Source organism: Azospirillum brasilense (genome assembly GCF_007827815.1).
In the GTDB taxonomy this organism is placed as follows: Bacteria; Pseudomonadota; Alphaproteobacteria; order Azospirillales; family Azospirillaceae; genus Azospirillum; species Azospirillum brasilense_C.
In genome coordinates this window covers 65,007-83,865 of the sequence record NZ_VITH01000021.1, presented here as the reverse complement: position 1 = coordinate 83,865, position 18,859 = coordinate 65,007, and the positions used below count along the sequence as shown (strand labels likewise).

Below are 18,859 nucleotides of genomic sequence, written 5' to 3'. Positions count from 1 at the left end.
GCTTGACCGAGATGCTCAAGCGACCCGCGATGCCAGTCCCCTCCGGAACCGGTCCGCGGCCAACGGTCAAAACCGCCGCCTGCGCATCCCTTCTCGATTTTCACGATCAACAATGTCAAAGATCCATCACCCGGCGAACCACACAAAATGACGGTCGGCGAACTGGCCGTGGTCGTCATCGGGTTTTTGAAGGCCGGAGAAGCACAAACGATCGTTCGTGCCAGCGGAGGGTCAATCTAGCGCTTACGGCAGAGAGCGTCAAGCCCTTTGTTTCGTATTCACCGAACCGCCTAGGCCGCCTGGGGCGGAAAACGGATCGGCCAGCGCCCTGACCTCCACCCCTCCAGTCTTTCGGGGCGCCCCCTCCGGACCGTGTCCGGCGAGGGAGGCGCTGTATAGGGCAGCGCCTGCCGGCGATCCAGCAAAAAGACTCGCCCTGCGACAGATTCGACTCTGCGCCGGTGATCGCCCGAGCGCGCGGCGACGGCTGGACAGCCCCCGTGCAGCGCCTTTATGGTTTTATCTCGAAACCGCAGGCACAGGGGAAGCCGGCATGCGCCCAAGCGCGCGCGCGACCGCCGAGGTCATGGCGCAGGTTCTGCGGACGACCGCCAGCCTCGCCTTCGCCGATGGGCTGAACCCGGCCCAGTGGGCAGCGCTGCGCTATTTCGCCCAGGCAAACGCGAGCGCCCGCAACGTCGTGGCCTTCGCCCGCCATCACGGGACGACCAAGGGCACGGCGAGCCAGACCATCGCTGCCCTCCTAAAGAAGGACCTGCTGGAGCGGCACCCCAGCGAGACGGACCGCCGTTCCATCCGGCTGACCCTCACGGCGCGGGGACGGGCGACGCTCGCCAACGATCCGCTGAACGAGCTGGTCACCGCCATCGACGGTCTGGCACCGGCCCAGCACGGCGCCCTGGCCGCCGGACTGGACGAACTGCTGCGCACGCTGCTGTCCCGCCGCGCCGAGGGTGGCCTGCGCGCCGGAGACCCGATGGACGCTCCCGGCCATGCCAACCGCAACGGCGCCGCGGCGGACTGACCGCTCCGCCATCCGCCCTTTACGCCATCGCATTGGGAGCGACCGAGCCCATGGCCCGAATTCTGGTGATCGACGACGTTCCGGCCTTCACAGCGCTGCTGCGCATGACGCTGGAGACGCAGGGCCACCGAGTGGCGGAGGCCAATGACGGCCTGTCCGGCCTCTTCATGCTGGAGCGCGAGTCTTTCGACCTCGCCATCGTCGACATGATGATGCCCGGCCTGGACGGCGTGGAACTGATCCGCCGCCTGCGCGCCCGTGACGCCCCCCATGCCCCGGCCGTTATCGCCATGTCCGGCGGCACGGACGAGTTCCCGGCGGCTTTCTCGCTGAATTTGTCGGCCATGCACGGCGCCGACCGCGTGCTCTACAAACCCTTCGACACCAGCGAGTTGACCGTCGCCGTGGACGAGCTGCTGGCCGCCCGCGCGGCCTGACGACGCGGCATCACCGCCACAGCGCGATCTTTTTTGAGCGGCGCGGGACTTTTTTTGCGCGTTGCGATCGTTCGCACACCCGCTGCGCTTGCGGCGGTCCGGATTGCGCCGCATACAGACGCCGTCCCGGACGGCCGGTGTCCGGCCTGACCCAGCCAGCGCGCGGCCCATGCACGATCCCAAATTGCTTTTCGACGTCCTGTTCCTGCTGCTGGCGGCGGTGGTGATCGTCCCCCTGTTCCAGGCGCTGCGCATCCCGGCGGTGCTCGGCTATCTGGTGGGCGGGGCGCTGCTGGGTCCGCACACGCCGGGGCCGGTGGTGGACATGGAGCTTCCGCAGGTCCTGTCCGAATTCGGGGTGGTCTTCCTCCTTTTCGCCATCGGGCTGGAACTGCCGCTGTCGCGCCTGCGGGCGATGCGGCGCTACATCTTCGGGCTGGGGCTGATGCAGGTCGTCCTGACCAGCGCCGCCATCGCCGCCGTCGCCTACGCGTTGGGCGAGGACGTGGCGGCGGCGCTGGTGATCGGTGGCATGCTGGCCTTCTCCTCCACCGCCACGGTGCTGAAGCTGCTGGTCGAGCGCGGCGAGACGGTGGCGCGCTTCGGGCGCGTGTCGGTCGCCGTGCTGATCTTCCAAGATCTGGCCGTCGTGCCGCTGCTGACCCTGCTGCCGCTGCTGGCCGGCGGCGACACCAGCATTCCCTGGGCGCTCGCCCTGGCCGGGGTCAAGGCCGTCGCCGCGATCGGCGCCATCATGCTGCTGGGCCGTTTCGTGGTGCGCCCGGTCTATCACTTCGTGGCCTCGGCCAAGAGCCCGGAAGTGTTCACGGCGACCAACCTGCTGGTCGTCCTGGCGGTCGCCTGGCTGACGGGGGCGGCCGGCATGTCGATGGCGCTGGGCGCCTTCCTGGCCGGCATGCTGATGGCCGACACCGCCTACCGCCATCAGGTGGAGGCCGACATCGAGCCGTTCCGCGGCCTGCTGCTCGGCCTGTTCTTCATGACCGTCGGCATGACGCTCGACCTGCCGGCCATGCTCCAGCGCGCCGACGACATCCTGCTGGTGACCGCGGCGCTGCTGGTCGGCAAGAGCATCCTGCTGTTCCTGCTCTGCCGCCTGTCGGGGCTCGGGCTGGCGACCTCGCTGCGCATCGGCCTGCTGCTGTCGCAGGGCGGCGAGTTCGCCTTCGTGCTGATCGGCAAGGCGACGCGGCTGGCGGTGCTGGAGGGTGAGACGGGGCTGCTGCTGTCCTCCTGCGTGGCGCTCAGCATGGCGGTCACGCCGCTGGTCGGCGCCATCGCCCAGCGGCTGGCCCAGAAGGTCGAGGCCCGCTACGGCGCCGAGGCCTTCGGCGTCGAGACCAGCGACATCACCGGCCATGTGCTGATCGCCGGCTACGGCCGGGTCGGGCGCGCCGTGGCGCGGCTGCTGCGCACCCACGACATCCCCTACGTCGCGCTGGACCTCGACCCGCAGCGGGTGGCGGCGGCGCGGGCCGAGGGGCTGCCGGTCTACTACGGCGATTCCAGCCAGATCGGCGTGCTGCGCGCCGCCGGGATCGAGCGGGCGCGGGCCGCCGTCATCACCGTCAACCGCCCCGACATGGCCGAGCGCGCCGTGGAGGCTATCCGCCGGGCCGCCCCGCGCCTGTCCATCGCCGCCCGCGCCCATGATCTCGACCGCGGCGCACGGCTGAAGAGGGCCGGGGCCAGCGCCGTGGTGCCGGAGACGCTGGAGGCCAGCCTGCAGTTGGCCAGCCTCGTGCTGCGCACCGCCGGGGTGGACGCCGAGACCATCGACCAGAGCCTGAAGAGCGTCCGCGACCGCGGCTATGACGCGCTGAGCGAGCCGGCCGGGCAGAACGATTGAGCGATCGCGTCAGCGCTCGACCCGCCAGAGGTCGAAGACGGTGCCGCGGTAGACCTCCTGCGCGCCCGGCGGCGGCGTCAGCCCGGCCGCGTGGAAGACGTTGGAGAACATCACCAGCACGTAATCGTACTTGTCCCGCCAGCCGATGTAATGCGGGCAGGGCTCCACATGGTCGCGCAGGGTCGCCTCCCCGGGGCGGGAGAGCAGGCGCACGTCCACCGGCACCCCCTCGTAGATCGCCATGCAGCGGTCACGGTAGGGCTGGGTCACGGTCAGCGGTTGCTTGCCGGGATGGCTGAACAGGGTCGGGACGAAGGCGCGCCGCTCCACGGTGATCAGCGACGGCAGATGGATCAGGCTGGGCAAGGCGACCAGCGCGTGCCGCCAGGGCGGCTGGGTGAGCAGGAACTCCCGCGTGTTGCAGCAACCGGCCTCCTGCCCCGCCCAGGTGATCAGGACGGAGCGTCCGGGTTCGATCCGCTCCATGGCGCGGCGCAGGTCGGCCACGTCGTCCTCGTAGGCCAGCCAGTTGAGAGTCAGCACGCCGGTCCGCACCGTCAGCAACGCGAGCAGCCCGGCGGCGAAGGCCGCCGCGGCGCGGGCCGAGGGAAAGCGGATGTCGGTGCCGGCGACCAGCAGGAAGGCCGCCAGAATCCAGAAGCGGATCGACACGAAATAGGTGCCGAAGAAGGGGTCCGGCACGACGAAGAAGGCCAGCACGAACAACCCCACCGCCAGCATCATCGCCGGCGCGGCGCGCAGCCAACCGGCCAGACGCGCCGCCACCATCCCGCCCAGGATCAGCAGTAGCGTCGCGACGTCCAGCAGCGTGTTGTAGTTCAGGACCGGGGCCAGCATGTCATGCAGCCGGTAGCGCCACTGCTTCAGCTCGGTCAGCTTCTTCAGCCGCCAGTAGACCTCCTTCAGCAGCAGGACCGGCGTGCTGTCGCGCGCGCCCACCGCCGCCGCGTCGGACTGCAGGAGGTGCGTCCCCACCGTGCCGGCGAACAGCGCCGCGGGAAGGGCCAGCAGCGCGGCGAAGCGCAGGGCGTCGCGCCCGAGGTTGGCGAGCGTCAGCGGCTTGCGCCCCCGCCCCACATATTTCACCGCCTCCACCGCGAACAGGCAAAGCAAGAAGGAGCCGAGCACGATGGCGTGAGCGAAGTAGAGGAACAGCGCGCAGCCCATCCCCACCGGCACCTGCCAGCGCCGCCCCGCCAGCGCGATCCACAGCGACAGCCCAATCAGCAGGAAGCCGAGGCCGAGCGAGAAGCTCATGAAGCCGCCGATCAGCGTGGCGTTGTAGATGAACAGCGCGCCGCACAGCGGCCACAGGCTCCACCGCCCGAACAGCGTGCGGTTCAGCAGCATCGCCCCGAACAGGGTGAGCAGTCCGGCCAGCGCCATGTAAACGCGCCCGGCGACGTACAGCGGCAGCACGCTGGCCAGCGGCAGCATCACCGCCTCCATCAGCAGGTTCGGAACCGGCGTCAGGGAGGCGGTGTAATGGTCGCCCAGAAAGGGGTCGGTCCGGTAATGCAGCAGCACGTCGACCCGCGCCAGATGGTTCGGGTAGTCGAGCAGCGGCGGCATCTCCACCAGGATGAGCGGCAGCAGAAGCAGCGCGAGGATCACCGGCAGCACGAGCAGCAACGGCGGCGACCAGGCTCCGGCCCCGGCGTCTGTCCGCAGGGCGGCGGCGGCGTGGCCGGGGGCCTGCGACAGTCCTGAATGGTCCACCGGAGCCTCCTGCATTTGGTGCAATGCGGAAGGCTCAACACATCCGCCGTCCGCATCGCCAGAAGGCAATGGCGTTACGAGTCGGCGTTGGACTTAGTCCATGGCCCGGACGGGGCAGGCTCCATGGTCCACAGAAACCCCGTTCGCATGAGGCGGGGCGCCCTCCCCACCCCTTTTCGCGGATAGGTCGGGCGCCGTCATGCCACCGTCAGGGTTGCGGGAAGACGCGGGCGCGGTCGATGTGGACGGCGCACTGGTCGCCGGGGCGCAGACCGAGGGCGGACAGCCGCTCGCGGTCCATTTCGGCCTCCAGCGGCAGGCCGGCGAGGTCGATCTCGATCCGCGCGTCCGGCCCCACCACATGGATGCCCGACACCCGGCCCGGCCCGCCGGCGCTGGGGCTGAGACCCAGGTCGTGCGGGCGCACATAGGCGATGGCCGGGCCGCGGACCGTGCCGTCGGCGGGGATCGACAGCGCGCCGTTGGCCGTCCGCGCCACCCCGTCCGCCACCACGCAGTCGAAACGGTTCACCTGCCCGAGGAATTCGTAGACGAAGGCCGAGGCCGGGCGGTCGTAGACCTCCGCCGGGCTGCCCACCTGCTCGATCCGGCCCTGGCTCATCACCACGACGCGGTCGGCCAGCTCCAGCGCCTCCTCCTGGTCGTGGGTGACGAAGACGGAGGTGATGTGGATGTCCTCGTGCAGCTTGCGCAGCCAGCGCCGCAGCTCCTTGCGCACCTTGGCGTCGAGCGCGCCAAACGGCTCGTCGAGCAGCAGCACCTTCGGCTCGATGGCGAGCGCGCGGGCCAGCGCCACGCGCTGCCGCTGCCCGCCGGAAAGCTGCGCCGGGTAGCGGTCGGCAAAATGGGCGAGCTGGACCAGCTCCAGCAGTTCCATGACGCGCCGCTTGATCTCGGTCGAGGTCGGGCGCTGGCCGCGCGGCCGCACTTTCATCCCGAAGGCCACGTTGTCGAAGACGGTCATGTGACGGAACAGCGCGTAATGCTGGAAGACGAAGCCGACCTGCCGCTCCCGCGGGGTGAGGCTCAGCGCCTCCTCGCCGTTCAGCAGGAGGCTGCCGGAATCGGCGAACTCCAGCCCCGCCATGATGCGCAGCAGAGTGGTCTTGCCAGAGCCCGACGGGCCGAGCAGGGCCAGAAGCTCGCCCGAGCGGACCTCGAGGTCCACCGCATCGAGCGCGCGGAACGTTCCGAATTGCTTGGTGATGCCGGATACCTGGATGGCCATGACGTGCGTCGCCTCAATGCCGGGTGGCCGCCAGCTCAGCCCCGAAGCGCCATTCCAGCACCGACTTCACGACCAGCGTGACGAGGGCGAGCATGGCCAGCACCGAGGCCACCGCGAAGGCAGCGACCAAGTTGTATTCGTTGTAGAGGATCTCGACATGCAGGGGCATCGTGTTGGTCTCGCCCCGGATGTGGCCGGACACCACCGATACCGCGCCAAACTCGCCCATCGCGCGGGCGTTGCACAGCAGGACGCCGTACAGCAGGCCCCATTTGATGTTGGGCAGGGTGACGCGCCAGAAGGTCTGCCAGCCGGACGCCCCCAGCACCAGAGCCGCCTCCTCCTCCTCGTTGCCCTGCTCCTGCATCAGCGGGATCAGCTCGCGGGCGACGAAGGGGAAGGTGACGAAGACGGTGGCGAGCACCAGCCCCGGCACGGCGAAGATGATCTGGATGCCCTGCGACTTCAGGAACGGCCCCATCAGCCCGTGCAGCCCGAACAGCAGCACGTAGATCAGGCCGGAGATCACCGGCGACACCGAAAACGGCAGGTCGATCAGCGTGATCAGCACGTCCTTGCCGCGGAAGTCGAACTTGGCGATGCACCAGGACGCCGCCACGCCGAAGAGGAGGTTCATCGGCACGGCGATGGCCGCGACGATCAGCGTCAGCTTGATCGCCGCCACCGCGTCCGGCTCCACCAGGGCCGCCCAATAGGCGTCCGTGCCGCGGCGCAGCGCCTCGACGAAGACCGAGACCAGCGGCAGGACCAGGAACAGCAGCAGGAAGGCCAGCGCCGTGGCGATCAGGAGCCCCTTCACCCAGCGGCTGTCGGCCAGCGCCGGGGTAAACCCGACGGCTTTCTTAACGAGCATGGCGCGACCTCATCCAGGCTTGCAGCAGGTTCAGGGCGAGCAGCAGAACGAAGGACGCCATCAGCATCAGCACGCCGACCGCGGCGGCGCCGGCATAGTCGTACTGCTCCAGCTTGATGACGATCAGCAGCGGAAGGATTTCCGACAGGCCGGGAATGTTGCCGGCGATGAAGATCACCGAGCCGTACTCGCCCACCCCGCGGGCGAAGGCCAGCGCGAAGCCGGTCAGCAGGGCCGGCAGGAGTGCGGGGAACACCACCCGCCGGAACGATTGCCAGCGCGTGGCGCCCAGCGCCGCGGCGGCCTCCTCCTCCTCCGGCGGCAGGTCCTGGAGAATCGGCTGCACGGTGCGCACCACGAAGGGCAGGCCGATGAAGGTCAGGGCGATGGCGATGCCCAGCGGCGTGAAGGCCACCCTCAGCCCGAACCACTCCATCAGCAGGGAGCCGATCCAGCCGTTGGGCGCGTACAGCGCGCTGAGCGCGATGCCGGCGACCGCGGTGGGCAGGGCGAAGGGCAGGTCGACCAGCGCGTCGACGATCCGGTCGCCGGGGAAGCGGTAGCGCACCAGCACCCAGGCGACGATGAAGCCGAAGACGGCGTTGATCGCGGCGGCGGCCAGCGACAGCCCGAAGCTGACCTTGAAGGCGGCCAGGACGCGCGGCGTCAGCACCGCGTCCCAGAAGCCGGACCAGCCCAGCCCCGCCGCCTTCAGCGCCAGCGCGGCCAGCGGCAGAAGGACGATCAGGGACAGATAGGTCAGCGTGAATCCCAGGGTCAGCCCGAAGCCGGGCAGGACGCTGGGTTTTCGAAGAACGCTCAACACCGTGCCCCCCGTATTGGGAAGCACGGCGTCGCTGGTGGTTGCCGCGACCACGGGTCAGCGGCCCTTCTGGTAGATCTGGTCGAAGACGCCGCCATCCGCGAAATGCTTCTCCTGCGCCGTGCGCCAGCCCCCGAAGGAACCGTCGATGGTCACAAGCTTAACATTCGGGAAGCGATCCGCATACCGCGCAGCGACCTCCGGAAGGCGCGGGCGGTAGAAGTTCTTCGCCGCGATCTCCTGCGCTTCGGGGGTGTAGAGGAAGTTCAGGTAGGCTTCCGCCGCCTTGCGCGTGCCCTTGCGGTCGACCACCGAATCGACGACCGTGACCGGCGGCTCCGCCAGGATCGACAGCGACGGCACGACGATGTCGAACTTGTCGGCGCCGAACTCCTGGAGCGACAGGAAGGCTTCGTTCTCCCAGGCCAGCAGCACGTCGCCGAGCTGCCGCTGCGTGAAGGTGACGGTGGAACCGCGGGCGCCGCTGTCCAGCACCGGCACGTTCTTGAACAGGTCGCCGACGAACTGCTTGGCTTTGGCCTCGTCGTTGCCGTTCTTTTCCAGCGCGTAGGCCCAGGCCGCCAGATAGTTCCAGCGCGCCCCGCCCGAGGTCTTCGGGTTCGGGGTGATGACCTGCACGCCCGGCTTCAGCAGGTCGTCCCAGTCCTTGATCTGCTTCGGGTTGCCCTTGCGGACCAGGAAGACGATGGTCGAGGTGTAGGGGGAGCTGTTGTTCGGCAGGCGCGTCTGCCACGTCTCCGGCAGGGCCCCGGAGTCGGCGATGGCGTCGATGTCGTACGCCAGCGCCAGCGTCACCACGTCGGCGTCCAGCCCGTCGATGACCGAGCGCGCCTGCTTGCCCGACCCGCCGTGCGACTGCTTGACGGTCACCGTCTGGCCGTTTTCCGCCTGCCATTTCTTGGCGAACGCCTTGTTGAACTCCACATAGAACTCACGGGTGGGGTCGTAGGAGACGTTCAGCAGCGTGGTCTGCGCCTTGGCCGGCGCGATGGTCAGCATGGCGAGGGCAACGCCCGCGGCCAATGCGGACAGGCGGCCTGTGGAGAGCCGGCCAACGGAAAACCGGTTCGCGCGGAGCGCGGAGAGCCGATCACGAAACGACATGGCACACTCCCTCGGTATGGTTCATTGGGGGGCGGTCACCGGCCCTTGAGGCCATGCGCCGCACCGCTGTTCACAAAGCCGGCGCTCGCGCCGTATCCACACTCTTTATAATGTATATGCAATATCCATTTGCCTCCTAGAGTTTGCATGAATCAGCGAAGGCCGCAAAGCTGTTTTTTGTCATTCCCTGCAACGCAGCGGGACAATTCCACAGGCGCTGTCAAATTCGGCCCCGGATCGCGTTGGAAGCGAAGCGCCGGATCGCTATCATGCGCACCCCTTCCGCCCCTTGTCCCGAACGGCCATGTCCGCAACAGCCCAATCCCCCTCCTCTGCCCTTCTGACCGCCCTTCTGGAGGCTGAGCGCGCGCTCGGCCGGCTGGCGGAGGTGGTGCGGGACCCGACGCGGCGGCGCCGGCTGTGGGCTGACGCGGCGCGGCGGGAGTCCTGCGCGGCGGCCCGGCTCGACGGCGTTGCGGTGGACCCGGCGGAGTTTCTGGTGGCGACCATCGGCACCGACCTCGTTCCCACCGCCGGGCGGGGAGCGGCGCAGTCGGTCCGCGCGCTGTGGCAGGGTGCCCTGTTCACGCAAGGCGTCATCGCCGCCCCCGCCCGCCGCGCCGAAAGCGCGCGGGTGCCCTTCCCGGCGAGCGGAGCCGCCGCCGATGCTTGGCGGGCGGTGGCGGAACTGGAGGCCGGGACGGACATCCGCTTCGCCTTGCCGACGGACGACGAGGATGACGCCGCCGCGCCCTTCACGGACGAGGCGCCCCCACCCTGGACGCTGGGCTGGGCGGAAGCGCTGTGGCGCTGCCTTCAGGCGGAGGTGTCCGGCCGCGATCCCGGACGGCTGGCCTTCTCGGCGGACCGCGAGGCGGAGGCCGCCACCCTGCTCAAGCGGCTGGACCAGGCCGGTGATCAGCCGGCGCTGCTCGGCGGCGTGGGGATGCTGGCCGAACTGCTGCGCCCGGCGCCCGATCTGCGGATTCCCGGCTGGGCCGTGCCCTCGGCCCGGCTGATGGGCGCGCTGGCGGTGGCGCGCTGCTGCCGGGTGCCGAACGTCTGGCTGCCGATGTCCGTCACGCTGCACGCCGACCGCACGGCCGCCAACCTCGCCGCACGCGGTCGGGAGGAGGGATGGCGGCTGTGGCTGGCCGACACGGTGGCGGAGACGGCGCGGCGGGAGCGGGAGCGCGCCCTGTCGCTGGACCGCAGCGCGGAGGGCTGGCAGCAGAGGGTGGGCGCCAAGCGCCGCAATTCCCGCACCCCGGACCTGCTGGAGCTTCTGTTCGAGGAGCCCGCCCTGACCGTGCGGCGGGTGCAGAAGCGGCTGGGCAGCACCTTCCGCGGCGCCCAGCTTCTGGTGGACGAGCTTCTGGAGGTGGGAATCCTGCGCGAGGCGACGAACCGCGCGCTGGATCGCGTGTTCATCGCCGTGGACTTGGTGCCTTGAGCCGTCGCGTCCGGGTCAGCGGTCCGCAATCAGATGTCGAAGTTGACGGGCAGGCCGCCGGTCGCCTGACGGTGGCGCAGAGCGTCGGACAGGGTCTGGTTGTCGAGCACCTGGGCGGTGGCGTCGCGCACCTGGACCATCAGCCAGCGCACCGAACAGGTCGGCGGGTCGATGCAGTCCTCGCAGGGGCGGAAGGAATTCTTGCTGGCGCAGGGGATCGGCGCCAGATGCCCGTCGATCAGCCGGATCACCTCGCCGAAGGAAATCTCCTCCGCCGGGCGCGCCAGACGATAGCCGCCGCTCTTGCCGCGCTTGGCGAACAGCAGACCATGCTTGCGCAGTTCCACCAGAATGGCTTCCAGGAACTTGCGCGGAATGTTCTCCCGCTCGGCGATTTCGGCGATCAGGACGAGTTCGTCATCCGTCCGTTCGGCCAGCATGATCAGAGCACGCAGGGCGTATTTGGCTTTTTGCGACAGCATTCGGTCCGGCACCGCCCCCCGCGGCGGAATGGGATAAAGATAAAGTGCCCTCCATATAGCCGTGTTGCCCAGGAATTGGTACCGGTTCTTGCCCTGGAAAACGGTGGCGCGTAAGGTCGTGCACGAATCGATCCCTGACCATTGATCATTGACCGGCGAAGGACGCGGCATGCAGACCATCATCGTTCCCGTCACTCCGTTCCAGCAGAACTGCACGGTGCTCTGGTGCCCGGAGACGATGAAGGGCGCCGCCGTCGATCCCGGCGGCGACCTGCCGCGCGTCCTGCGCGCCGCCCAGTCGAAGGGCGTGACCCTGGAGAAGATCCTGGTCACCCACGGCCACATCGACCACGCCGGTGCCGTTGCCGACCTCGCCGACGAGTTGAAGCTGCCCATCGAGGGGCCGCACCGCGAGGACCAGTTCTGGATCGACGGCATGCCGATGCAGAGCCAGATGTTCGGCTTTCCGCCGGTCCGTTCCTTCACGCCGGACCGCTGGCTGGAGGAGGGTGACACGGTGACGGTCGGCAACATGACGCTGGATGTGCACCACTGTCCGGGCCACACGCCGGGCCATGTGGTCTTCGTGCACAAGCCCAGCAAGATCGCCATCGTCGGCGACGTGCTGTTCCAGGGCTCCATCGGCCGCACCGACTTCCCCAAGGGCAACCACGGCGACCTGATCGAGTCGATCCGCAGCAAGCTCTTCCCGCTGGGCGACGACGTGACCTTCATCCCCGGCCACGGCCCGACCTCGACCATCGGCGAGGAGCGCCTCTACAACCCCTTCCTCAACGACTGAGCGTCTCGGAAGATCGCGGCGGGCGCTCGGCCCCCGCCGCGACCGGCTCCCCTTACTGGAACGCGATCTTCGCGTGATCCCCCGGCTTCGGCGGTTCACCGGTGATCTTCGCCTTCACATAGCCGTAGGCGTAGACCATCGCGCTCGACGGGCTGTCCCAATATTCGGCCTGATCGACGCTGACCTTCAGCAACGCAAGGTCGGGATCGTCCACCCCCTGGGGAAACCAGGTGGACAGGATGTCCCGCCACAGGAAACGGATCTTGTCGCGGTCGCGCACCGTCTCCGCCACCCCGGACACCGACACGTAGTCCTGCTTGTCGGGGTCGGCGTAGGACAGGTTGACGCGCCAGTGCGTCTTCAGTTCATGGACCTTCGGCGAGTCGGCCCGCGTAAAGAACCACAAGGTTCCATCGTCGAACCCCGCGTGCGGCAGGGTCGCCATCGGGCGGGAGTGCAAAATGCCGTTCTCGTCCAGCGTCGTCATCATGCAGATGCGGACGCCCTTGATCATGCCCCAGAGCTTCTCGGCGGCCTCGCGATCGTCAGCGCTTCTTGCCATGGTCTGACCCTCTATTGGTAGCCCAACGGAGTCCGGTCAACGCCCGCTGCCCGAAAAGGTTCCGAGCGCGTTCATGGCCGTGACCGACCAGGAACCGCCCCCATCACTGCCCAACTCACCGCCGCCGTGATGGTCGATCCGCGACAGCGACAGCGGCGCCACCGCCAGCCGCAGCGCCGCCTGCGGGGTCAGGTCCAGCGCCAGCGCCAGCGCGGCGCGGATCGACCCGCCATGGATCACCGCCACGATGTCGCGCCCGGCGTAGGCCGCGGTCAGCCGGGCGACGGCGCCGGCCACCCGCCCCATCACCGCCGCGAAGCTCTCGCCGCCCGGCGGGGCCTCCCGCGCCGGGTCGGCCCAGAAGCGCCGGGCCTCCTCGGGGCGGTGTTCCGCCACCCCGTCGTGCGACAGCCCCTCCCAGCGCCCGAAATCCTGTTCGGCCAGCGCCCGCTCGACCAGCGCCATGTCGCTGCCGGGCAGGCGCAGCGCCGCCGCCGTCTGCCGCGTCCGGCGCAGGTGCGAGGTCACCCAGACCGCCCGCGGCGGCAGCCGCGCCGCCAGCGCCGCAAGCGCGTCGGAATCGCCAATGTCGGCGGGGAGGTCGGTCCGCCCGTAGATCAGCCGGTCCGGATTGGGGACGGGGGCGTGGCGGATCAGCCACCAGCGCGTGGTCGTCATGCCGCCATCGCGGCCAGGGTGAGCAGAACGGCGGCCTCCGCCACCTGTTGGGCGGCGCCGAACACGTCGCCGGTGTGGCCGCCGATCTGCCGCCGCGCCTGCCACGCCACCGCCAGGACCGCCAGGACCGCCGCCAAAGCCGCCGCCGGAACAGCGCCGGGGGCCAGCCCCTTGACCGCCAGCGCCGCCACGCCGAGCGCCAGCGCGAGCGACAGGGCCACCGTGCCGGGCGACGGGCGCCCCTGCCGGGCGGCCAGCCCGTCGGCGCGGGCCGGGTCCAGGGCGCGGGCGATCACCGCCATGCCGCCGCGCGACAGGGCGCCGGAGGCGAGCAGCGCGGGGATGACGGCGCGCGGCTCGGCCAGCGCGGCCAGAGCCGCGGCGCGGACGGCGACCGAGAAGACGATGGCGAGCACGCCGTAGCTGCCGACCCGGCTGTCGCGCATGATCTCCAGCTTGCGGGCCTTGTCGCGCCCGCCGCCGAAACCGTCCGCGACGTCGGCCACCCCATCCTCGTGCAGGCCCCCGGTCAGCCAGACCATGGCGCCCAGCGCCAGCAGAGCCCCCGGCAGCGGCGGCAGATGGGCCAGCGCCGCCAGCCCGTAGACGGCCCCGCCGAACAGACCGACGCCGGCGCCGACCAGGGGAAACCAGCCCATGGCGCGGGCGTGGGCGTCGTCGGCCAGCGGGCCGGACAGGCGCAGCGGCAGCCGCGTCAGGAAGACGACGGCCAGCGCCAGATCGCCGACCCAGCGGGGGACGGTCCGGCGGACGGCGGGCGGGACGGGGGAATCCTCAGGCATGGCGCTTCGGAGTACGGCAAGCCCGGGCCCGCCGCAACGGATAACAGACCGGCAACGGGTGACAGGGTGGACGAGAGGCGCTTTGACAGCGGGTCGGGAATGGTCCAAGGTCGCGCCGCTTTTTTCATCGATCCCCGATCGCATCCTCTGCCGTCAGCGCCAGGACCCTTCGCCATGAGCAACCCGCAGCCCGCCATCACCTTCGAGGAAATCCGCGCGCTGGTGCGCAACCTGCCGGGGCCGGACCTCGACGCCGGCACGGCCGCCCTCCAGCGCGAACGGCAGCTCACCAAGCCGGCGGGCGCGCTCGGCCGGCTGGAGGAGATCGCCCAGTGGATGGCGACGTGGCAGGGCCAGCACCCGGCGGAGGTGCGCCGGCCGCGCGTCGCCGTCTTCGCCGGCAACCACGGGGTCGCCGCCCGCGGCGTGTCCGCCTACCCGGCGGCGGTGACCGCCCAGATGGTCCAGAACTTCCAGAACGGCGGCGGCGCCGTGAACCAGCTCTGCGAGGTGGCCGACGCCGACCTGCGCGTCTACGAGCTGGACCTCGACACCCCCACCGCCGACTTCACCGAAGGCCCGGCGATGGGCGAGCAGGACTGCTGCCAGGCGATGGCCTACGGCATGATGGCCGTGGAAAGCGGCGTCCAGCTTCTGGCGCTCGGCGAGATGGGCATCGGCAACTCCACCGCCGCCGCGGCGCTCTGCCACGCGCTGTTCGGCGGCGAGGCCAAGGACTGGACGGGCCGCGGCACCGGGGTGGACGACGAGGGGCTGGCACGCAAGGTCGCCGCCGTCGAGGCCGGTCTGGCCGCCAACCCGCAGGCCAAGGATGACCCGTTCGAGGCGCTGCGCTGCTTCGGCGGCTATGAGCTGGCGGCCATCGCCGGCGCCATCCTGGCGGCCCGCATGGCGCGGGTGCCGGTGCTGCTCGACGGCTACGCCTGCACGGCGGCGGCGGCGGTGCTGTTCAAGGCCGACCGCCGGGCGCTCGACCATTGCATGGTCGCCCACCGCTCGGTGGAGCCGGGCCACGACCATCTGCTGGCGGCCATCGCCAAGGAGCCGCTGCTCGATCTGGGGATGCGCCTGGGCGAGGGCTCGGGGGCCGCTCTGGCCATCAACATCGTGAAGTCGGCCTGCGCCTGCCACGCCGGCATGGCGACCTTCGCCGACGCGGGCGTCAGCACCCGCCGGGCATAAGGGGACAGGACATAAGGGGACGGGGCGTGAGGGGGCGGGGCGTTCCCGCCCCGAACCCGCCCGGCGCTCCCGTCACCCCTGCCCCGTCTCGATGGTCAGCGCCATCGGCAGCGGGTTGGCCAGCGTCTGGTAGACGACGCAGTAGCGCTCGGTCAGCTTGGTCAGGGTGGCGATGCGCTCCGGCGGCTCGTCGGTGTCCAGCTCGAAGCGCAGGCGGATGGAGCGGAAGCCGACCGGCGCGTCCTTCGCCACGCCCAGCGTGCCGCGGAAATCCAGGTCGCCTTCCGCCGAGACCGCTCCCCCGCGCAGGTTGAACTCCAGCGCCGTGGCGACCGCCTTCAGCGTCACGCCGGCGCAGGCCACCAGCGCCTCCAGCAGCATGTCGCCGGAGCAGGCCTGGGTGCCCGGTCCGCCGGTCGCCGGGTGCAGACCGGCCTCGACCAGCGCGCGGCCCGTGTCCACTTTGCAGGCGATGCCGGAATCGTCCAGCGTCCCGCGCGCCTTCAGCGTGACCACCGCGGACTCCGGGGCGTCCTTGTACTTCTCCTTCAGCGGCGCCTGGCGCGCGCGCAGATCCTGTGCATCCATACCCGTGCGTTTCCTCTGTACGGTTCGGCTTCTTGATTTGTGCGACCCGCGGATGATGGACCGCAAAGACCATCCCGGCAATGCCCAAAGCAAGGCCCGCCGCCCCATCCCCCTGCTCCTTTTTTGCGCCTCTTTTTGTTGCTCGTCCGCCGGCGGTGCTCGGGCGTAAGGTTTCGTTAACGAAACACGGGATGCGGGAGGTGGAACCATGCTGCGGTTGGGCACGAAGGTCCGTCATCGTGGACGGGACGCCATGGTGATCGCCCGGACCCTGGGTGGGCATCCATCCTACGACCTGCGGTTGGTCGACGGCACCATCGTGAAATACGCCCTGGAGGCGGACTGCGAGGCGCTGCCCGCCGACGGCGGCTTCCCGCCGCCCCCCGCCGGAGCGAGCGCGGCGGCGGGCCGCCCGGGCTGAACTCCCGGCGGTCGGCGTCGGGCAACAGCGCCGTTGCCGAAACCCGTCCATCCGCGCACTATCGCGCCATGGAACGGCTGGAAGATGATGGCGGCGACCCGCGGCGGCGCTGGCGGGTGATCGAGGGCGGCGGGGCTCCCGTCGAAGCCACCACCGCGCCCCGCGTTGGTGACGCGCGCCCGGACGGCGTCGTGGAGGCCGCGGCGCGCCCGGTCCCCGAGGATTACGGGCTGACGCGGGAGGATTTGCGGATCTGGTACGCGCCGGGCCGCGTCGGCGCCGCGCTGGCCGTGGCGGCCACGGTGGGCATGGCGGCGGTGCAGGCCTACGACGCCGGGCGGTTGTCCGATCCCTGGATCCTGGGCGCCCTGCCCGGCCTGCTCACCGGCACACTGATCGGTGGCTTCGCCGGGATGGGGCTGATGGTGCTGGTCCACTGGTGCGACCCGCTGGTCGGCATGGCCTGGCCGGTCTACGCGCGGCTGCGCCGATACCGGGACGCACTGGCCGCCGCGGTCGCCGCGGAGCGGAGCGTCAACGAACGGATGCCTTGATCGCCGCGAAGAACCACCGGACAACACAGCGCTCACGCTGCCACCAGCGGTGGAAATGAACGGCCTATCCCATTCGAGAGATGGTGCAGCGGCGTGTCGACCCAATCTGCTTAAGAGCAGACAGGAGAAACGCAGTGAACCGATTCGACGAAAAAGTCTATCGCGTGACCAAGCGCCGGGACGGGCCGAGCCTCCCGGAGCAGAAGAGTCAGTTGCTCCGCCTGAAGCAGGATCTCGAACAGTTCAAGTCCCGTCAGGCGGGCGCTGCGGTCGTCGGCAGCCTGCAGGCGCGCATCCGCGAGCTGGAATCCTCGATCTCCCGCGCCGAGGCGGCCCGGGTCACCGACCGGGATTCCCGCCGCCCGCGCGGCGATGAGGAGGACGCGGAATCCGGCGACATGACGATGCCGGACGGCACCATGCGCGCCACCTCCAGCCGCTTCCCGCCGCGCGGCCGGCCCGGCCGGACCTTCTGAGCCGCGGCGAGCCAAGACCCCGACGAATTCTCCCTCAAATTCTCCCTTACGGCCCGGACCACACTCCGGGCCGTTGCGCTGTCCGGTTGCCGCGTTGCCGGAGCGATGCGGTGTCCGGTTGATCCAGATCAGGGCGGGTCCTGGTCGGAATTCATACCTTTGGCTCGGTTCCGAGACCTTAGTCTGATGCTTTGGTCGGAGCCGATCGTCCGAATCGAGCGCGCCCTTGCCGGCGCCGAAGCGAGACAGACCAGAGGTGCATGTCATGACCTTCTCAGTCGCCACCATCGCCGACGCCGCTGTTGCCCCGCCGCCGATGACCGCCCCGCAGCCGCGTGCGGCGGAGACGGTGACCGGCCGCTGCGCCGGCTGCTCGGCGCGGAGCAAGGGGCTGTGCGGCGCCCTGACCGCCGGGGACCTGCCGGACCTGTCGACGACGTCGCGTCCGCTGGACCTGCTGTCGGCGACGCCGGTGGTGATGGAGGGCGAGGAGGCCTTGGCCGTCTTCACCGTCATGTCGGGCATGCTGAAGCTCTACAAGACCTTGCCGGACGGCCGTCAGCAGATCACCGGCTTCGCCACCGCCGGCGACGTGATCGGGCTGGCCGTCGGCAGCGTCTACGCCTACACCGCGGAGACGGTGACCGCCTCCACGGTCTGCCGCATGTCGCGGACGGCCCTGCGCCGCCTGATGGAGCGGCACCCGGCGGTCCAGGGGCGGCTGCTCGCCATGACCTCGGTCGAGCTGTCGGCGGCGCAGGACCAGATCCTTCTGCTCGGCTGCAAGACGGCGGTGGAGCGGGTGTCCAGCTTCCTCCTCGCTTTGTCGCGGCGGTCGCGGCCCCTGGCCGACGGCACGCCCAGCGCCTTCCTTCCCATGCCGAAGGTGGACATCGGCGCCTATCTCGGCCTGCGTCCCGAGACGCTGTCGCGCGTGCTGCGCAAGCTGGAGAGCGCCGGAGCGATCACCCGCCTGACCAACGACCGCATCCGCATCGAGAATCCGGCGGCCCTCGAAGCCGCCGCCTGATTCCCGGATCGTTCCTTCAGTCCCAGTTCCTTCAAGCCCCATTCCTTCAGGCCCCATTCCTTCAGGCCCGGCCCGCCACCGGATAGCCCTCGGCGCCGAACCCCGCCGCCACGTCCTTCACGAAGGCCTGCCCCACCCGGCGGTAGCCCAGCCGGCCGAACAGGCCCGCGGCGTCGAGCTTCGGCGCGGTCGCCGCGACGACGCAGCCGCGCTCGTCCACCACCACCGTCGAACAGCCCAGCTTGCGCGCCAGCAGGTCGATGCCGTCGGCCTGCGCCGCCGAGGTCACCGCCGCATCGAACAGCCCCACCGCGATGAAGATCGGCACCGTCAGCACGCGGATCATCCCCTCGGCGCTGACGCGGTAGCAGAACAGGCCGCGGATGTGGCCGTCGCTCATCTCGCAGGCCATCACCCCGCCGTCGCCGCCGTCCTGCAGGAAGAGGGAGGCGACCTGCCGCCACTCGTCCAGGGTCATGTCACGGTGCAGGGTCTGGACGACGGGCAGCGCCTGATCGGCCTGGGTTTTGGCGAGCGGGGAGAGAATGAAGCTTCTGGGCATGGGGGGCGATCCTTTCGCGGGCATTGTCCGCGATGCCCGGGGCCGCCGCTTTGATTTTGGTCATGCGCCGCGCGGGTGGCGG

General features: G+C 70.0%; 21 protein-coding genes. 10 read left to right on the top strand and 11 right to left on the bottom strand.

The genetic code is table 11. From position 1 onward, the window contains the following. Positions 1-553 precede the first annotated feature (553 nt). The 3 genes from FBZ83_RS28955 to FBZ83_RS28945 all read left to right on the top strand — a co-directional run bounded on the left by FBZ83_RS28955 (position 554) and on the right by FBZ83_RS28945 (position 3,352). Positions 554-1,045: a MarR family winged helix-turn-helix transcriptional regulator gene (locus FBZ83_RS28955; RefSeq protein WP_145690211.1), complete on the top strand. Its 492-nt coding sequence runs from the start codon at positions 554-556 to the stop codon at positions 1,043-1,045. A gap of 50 nt (positions 1,046-1,095) precedes the next feature. Continuing rightward, positions 1,096-1,482, top strand: a complete 387-nt coding sequence (locus tag FBZ83_RS28950) for a response regulator transcription factor (protein WP_145690210.1) — start codon at positions 1,096-1,098, stop codon at positions 1,480-1,482. A 169-nt stretch (positions 1,483-1,651) separates the two neighbouring features. Continuing rightward, positions 1,652-3,352, top strand: coding sequence for a monovalent cation:proton antiporter-2 (CPA2) family protein (locus FBZ83_RS28945; RefSeq protein WP_145690209.1), 1,701 nt, complete (start codon positions 1,652-1,654; stop codon positions 3,350-3,352). 9 nt (positions 3,353-3,361) lie between these two features. Here the strand turns inward: FBZ83_RS28945 and FBZ83_RS28940 are convergent, their stop codons facing one another. The 5 genes from FBZ83_RS28940 to FBZ83_RS28915 form a co-directional block, all read right to left on the bottom strand. Next, the gene (locus tag FBZ83_RS28940; RefSeq protein WP_247888525.1) at positions 3,362-5,092 is read right to left on the bottom strand and encodes a hypothetical protein; all 1,731 of its coding nucleotides are present in this window, start codon (positions 5,090-5,092) and stop codon (positions 3,362-3,364) included. Positions 5,093-5,300: 208 nt separating this feature from the next. Next, a complete protein-coding gene (locus FBZ83_RS28930) occupies positions 5,301-6,341 on the bottom strand; it encodes a sulfate/molybdate ABC transporter ATP-binding protein (protein WP_145690206.1) in 1,041 nt (346 codons plus the stop codon). Positions 6,342-6,354: 13 nt separating this feature from the next. Next, positions 6,355-7,215 carry a sulfate ABC transporter permease subunit CysW gene (gene cysW / locus FBZ83_RS28925; RefSeq protein ID WP_145690205.1) on the bottom strand — a complete coding sequence of 287 codons (861 nt, stop codon included), beginning with the start codon at positions 7,213-7,215 and terminating at the stop codon, positions 6,355-6,357. Further along, positions 7,205-8,038 carry a sulfate ABC transporter permease subunit CysT gene (cysT, locus tag FBZ83_RS28920; protein WP_247888524.1) on the bottom strand — a complete coding sequence of 278 codons (834 nt, stop codon included), beginning with the start codon at positions 8,036-8,038 and terminating at the stop codon, positions 7,205-7,207. The genes cysW and cysT overlap by 11 nt, the downstream gene beginning before the upstream one ends. A 57-nt stretch (positions 8,039-8,095) precedes the next feature. Continuing rightward, the gene (locus FBZ83_RS28915) at positions 8,096-9,163 is read right to left on the bottom strand and encodes a sulfate ABC transporter substrate-binding protein (RefSeq protein WP_211101713.1); all 1,068 of its coding nucleotides are present in this window, start codon (positions 9,161-9,163) and stop codon (positions 8,096-8,098) included. Between the two features lie 304 nt (positions 9,164-9,467). On the opposite strand from FBZ83_RS28915, the gene FBZ83_RS28910 reads away from it, so the two are divergent. Then, positions 9,468-10,616, top strand: coding sequence for a hypothetical protein (locus FBZ83_RS28910; RefSeq protein ID WP_145690203.1), 1,149 nt, complete (start codon positions 9,468-9,470; stop codon positions 10,614-10,616). A gap of 29 nt (positions 10,617-10,645) precedes the next feature. Here FBZ83_RS28910 and FBZ83_RS28905 read toward each other — a convergent pair whose 3' ends face one another. After that, positions 10,646-11,098, bottom strand: a complete 453-nt coding sequence (locus tag FBZ83_RS28905; protein WP_014198135.1) for an RrF2 family transcriptional regulator — start codon at positions 11,096-11,098, stop codon at positions 10,646-10,648. 169 nt (positions 11,099-11,267) lie between these two features. On the opposite strand from FBZ83_RS28905, the gene FBZ83_RS28900 reads away from it, so the two are divergent. Continuing rightward, positions 11,268-11,900, top strand: a complete 633-nt coding sequence (locus FBZ83_RS28900; protein WP_145690202.1) for an MBL fold metallo-hydrolase — start codon at positions 11,268-11,270, stop codon at positions 11,898-11,900. A gap of 52 nt (positions 11,901-11,952) precedes the next feature. Here FBZ83_RS28900 and FBZ83_RS28895 read toward each other — a convergent pair whose 3' ends face one another. From FBZ83_RS28895 to cobS, 3 genes are read right to left on the bottom strand one after another with little or no spacing between them, the layout of a single operon-like run. After that, entirely contained in the window at positions 11,953-12,462 is a 510-nt protein-coding gene (locus tag FBZ83_RS28895; RefSeq protein ID WP_014239309.1) for a pyridoxamine 5'-phosphate oxidase family protein, read from the bottom strand. A gap of 36 nt (positions 12,463-12,498) precedes the next feature. Then, positions 12,499-13,140, bottom strand: coding sequence for a histidine phosphatase family protein (locus FBZ83_RS28890; RefSeq protein ID WP_145690201.1), 642 nt, complete (start codon positions 13,138-13,140; stop codon positions 12,499-12,501). Next, entirely contained in the window at positions 13,137-13,943 is an 807-nt protein-coding gene (gene cobS / locus FBZ83_RS28885; RefSeq protein ID WP_145690200.1) for an adenosylcobinamide-GDP ribazoletransferase, read from the bottom strand. Before cobS ends, FBZ83_RS28890 begins: the two co-directional genes overlap by 4 nt. Before the next feature lie 174 nt (positions 13,944-14,117). On the opposite strand from cobS, the gene cobT reads away from it, so the two are divergent. After that, complete coding sequence (gene cobT / locus FBZ83_RS28880) at positions 14,118-15,146, top strand: nicotinate-nucleotide--dimethylbenzimidazole phosphoribosyltransferase (RefSeq protein WP_145690199.1); 1,029 nt, start codon at positions 14,118-14,120, stop codon at positions 15,144-15,146. A gap of 72 nt (positions 15,147-15,218) precedes the next feature. On the opposite strand, the gene FBZ83_RS28875 is transcribed toward cobT, so the two are convergent. Continuing rightward, entirely contained in the window at positions 15,219-15,734 is a 516-nt protein-coding gene (locus FBZ83_RS28875) for an OsmC family protein (RefSeq protein ID WP_145690198.1), read from the bottom strand. Positions 15,735-15,942: 208 nt separating this feature from the next. Between FBZ83_RS28875 and FBZ83_RS28870 the strand changes: the two genes are divergently transcribed. The 4 genes from FBZ83_RS28870 to FBZ83_RS28855 all read left to right on the top strand — a co-directional run bounded on the left by FBZ83_RS28870 (position 15,943) and on the right by FBZ83_RS28855 (position 18,215). Further along, complete coding sequence (locus tag FBZ83_RS28870) at positions 15,943-16,155, top strand: hypothetical protein (RefSeq protein ID WP_145690197.1); 213 nt, start codon at positions 15,943-15,945, stop codon at positions 16,153-16,155. A gap of 68 nt (positions 16,156-16,223) precedes the next feature. Next, a complete protein-coding gene (locus tag FBZ83_RS31600) occupies positions 16,224-16,709 on the top strand; it encodes a hypothetical protein (protein WP_186466220.1) in 486 nt (161 codons plus the stop codon). 134 nt (positions 16,710-16,843) lie between these two features. Continuing rightward, a complete protein-coding gene (locus FBZ83_RS28860; RefSeq protein WP_145690196.1) occupies positions 16,844-17,185 on the top strand; it encodes a Gas vesicle protein V in 342 nt (113 codons plus the stop codon). A 265-nt stretch (positions 17,186-17,450) separates the two neighbouring features. Continuing rightward, a complete protein-coding gene (locus FBZ83_RS28855) occupies positions 17,451-18,215 on the top strand; it encodes a Crp/Fnr family transcriptional regulator (RefSeq protein ID WP_145690195.1) in 765 nt (254 codons plus the stop codon). A 61-nt stretch (positions 18,216-18,276) separates the two neighbouring features. Here FBZ83_RS28855 and FBZ83_RS28850 read toward each other — a convergent pair whose 3' ends face one another. Continuing rightward, positions 18,277-18,777: a hypothetical protein gene (locus FBZ83_RS28850; protein ID WP_145690194.1), complete on the bottom strand. Its 501-nt coding sequence runs from the start codon at positions 18,775-18,777 to the stop codon at positions 18,277-18,279. Between the last annotated feature and the right edge of the window lie 82 nt (positions 18,778-18,859).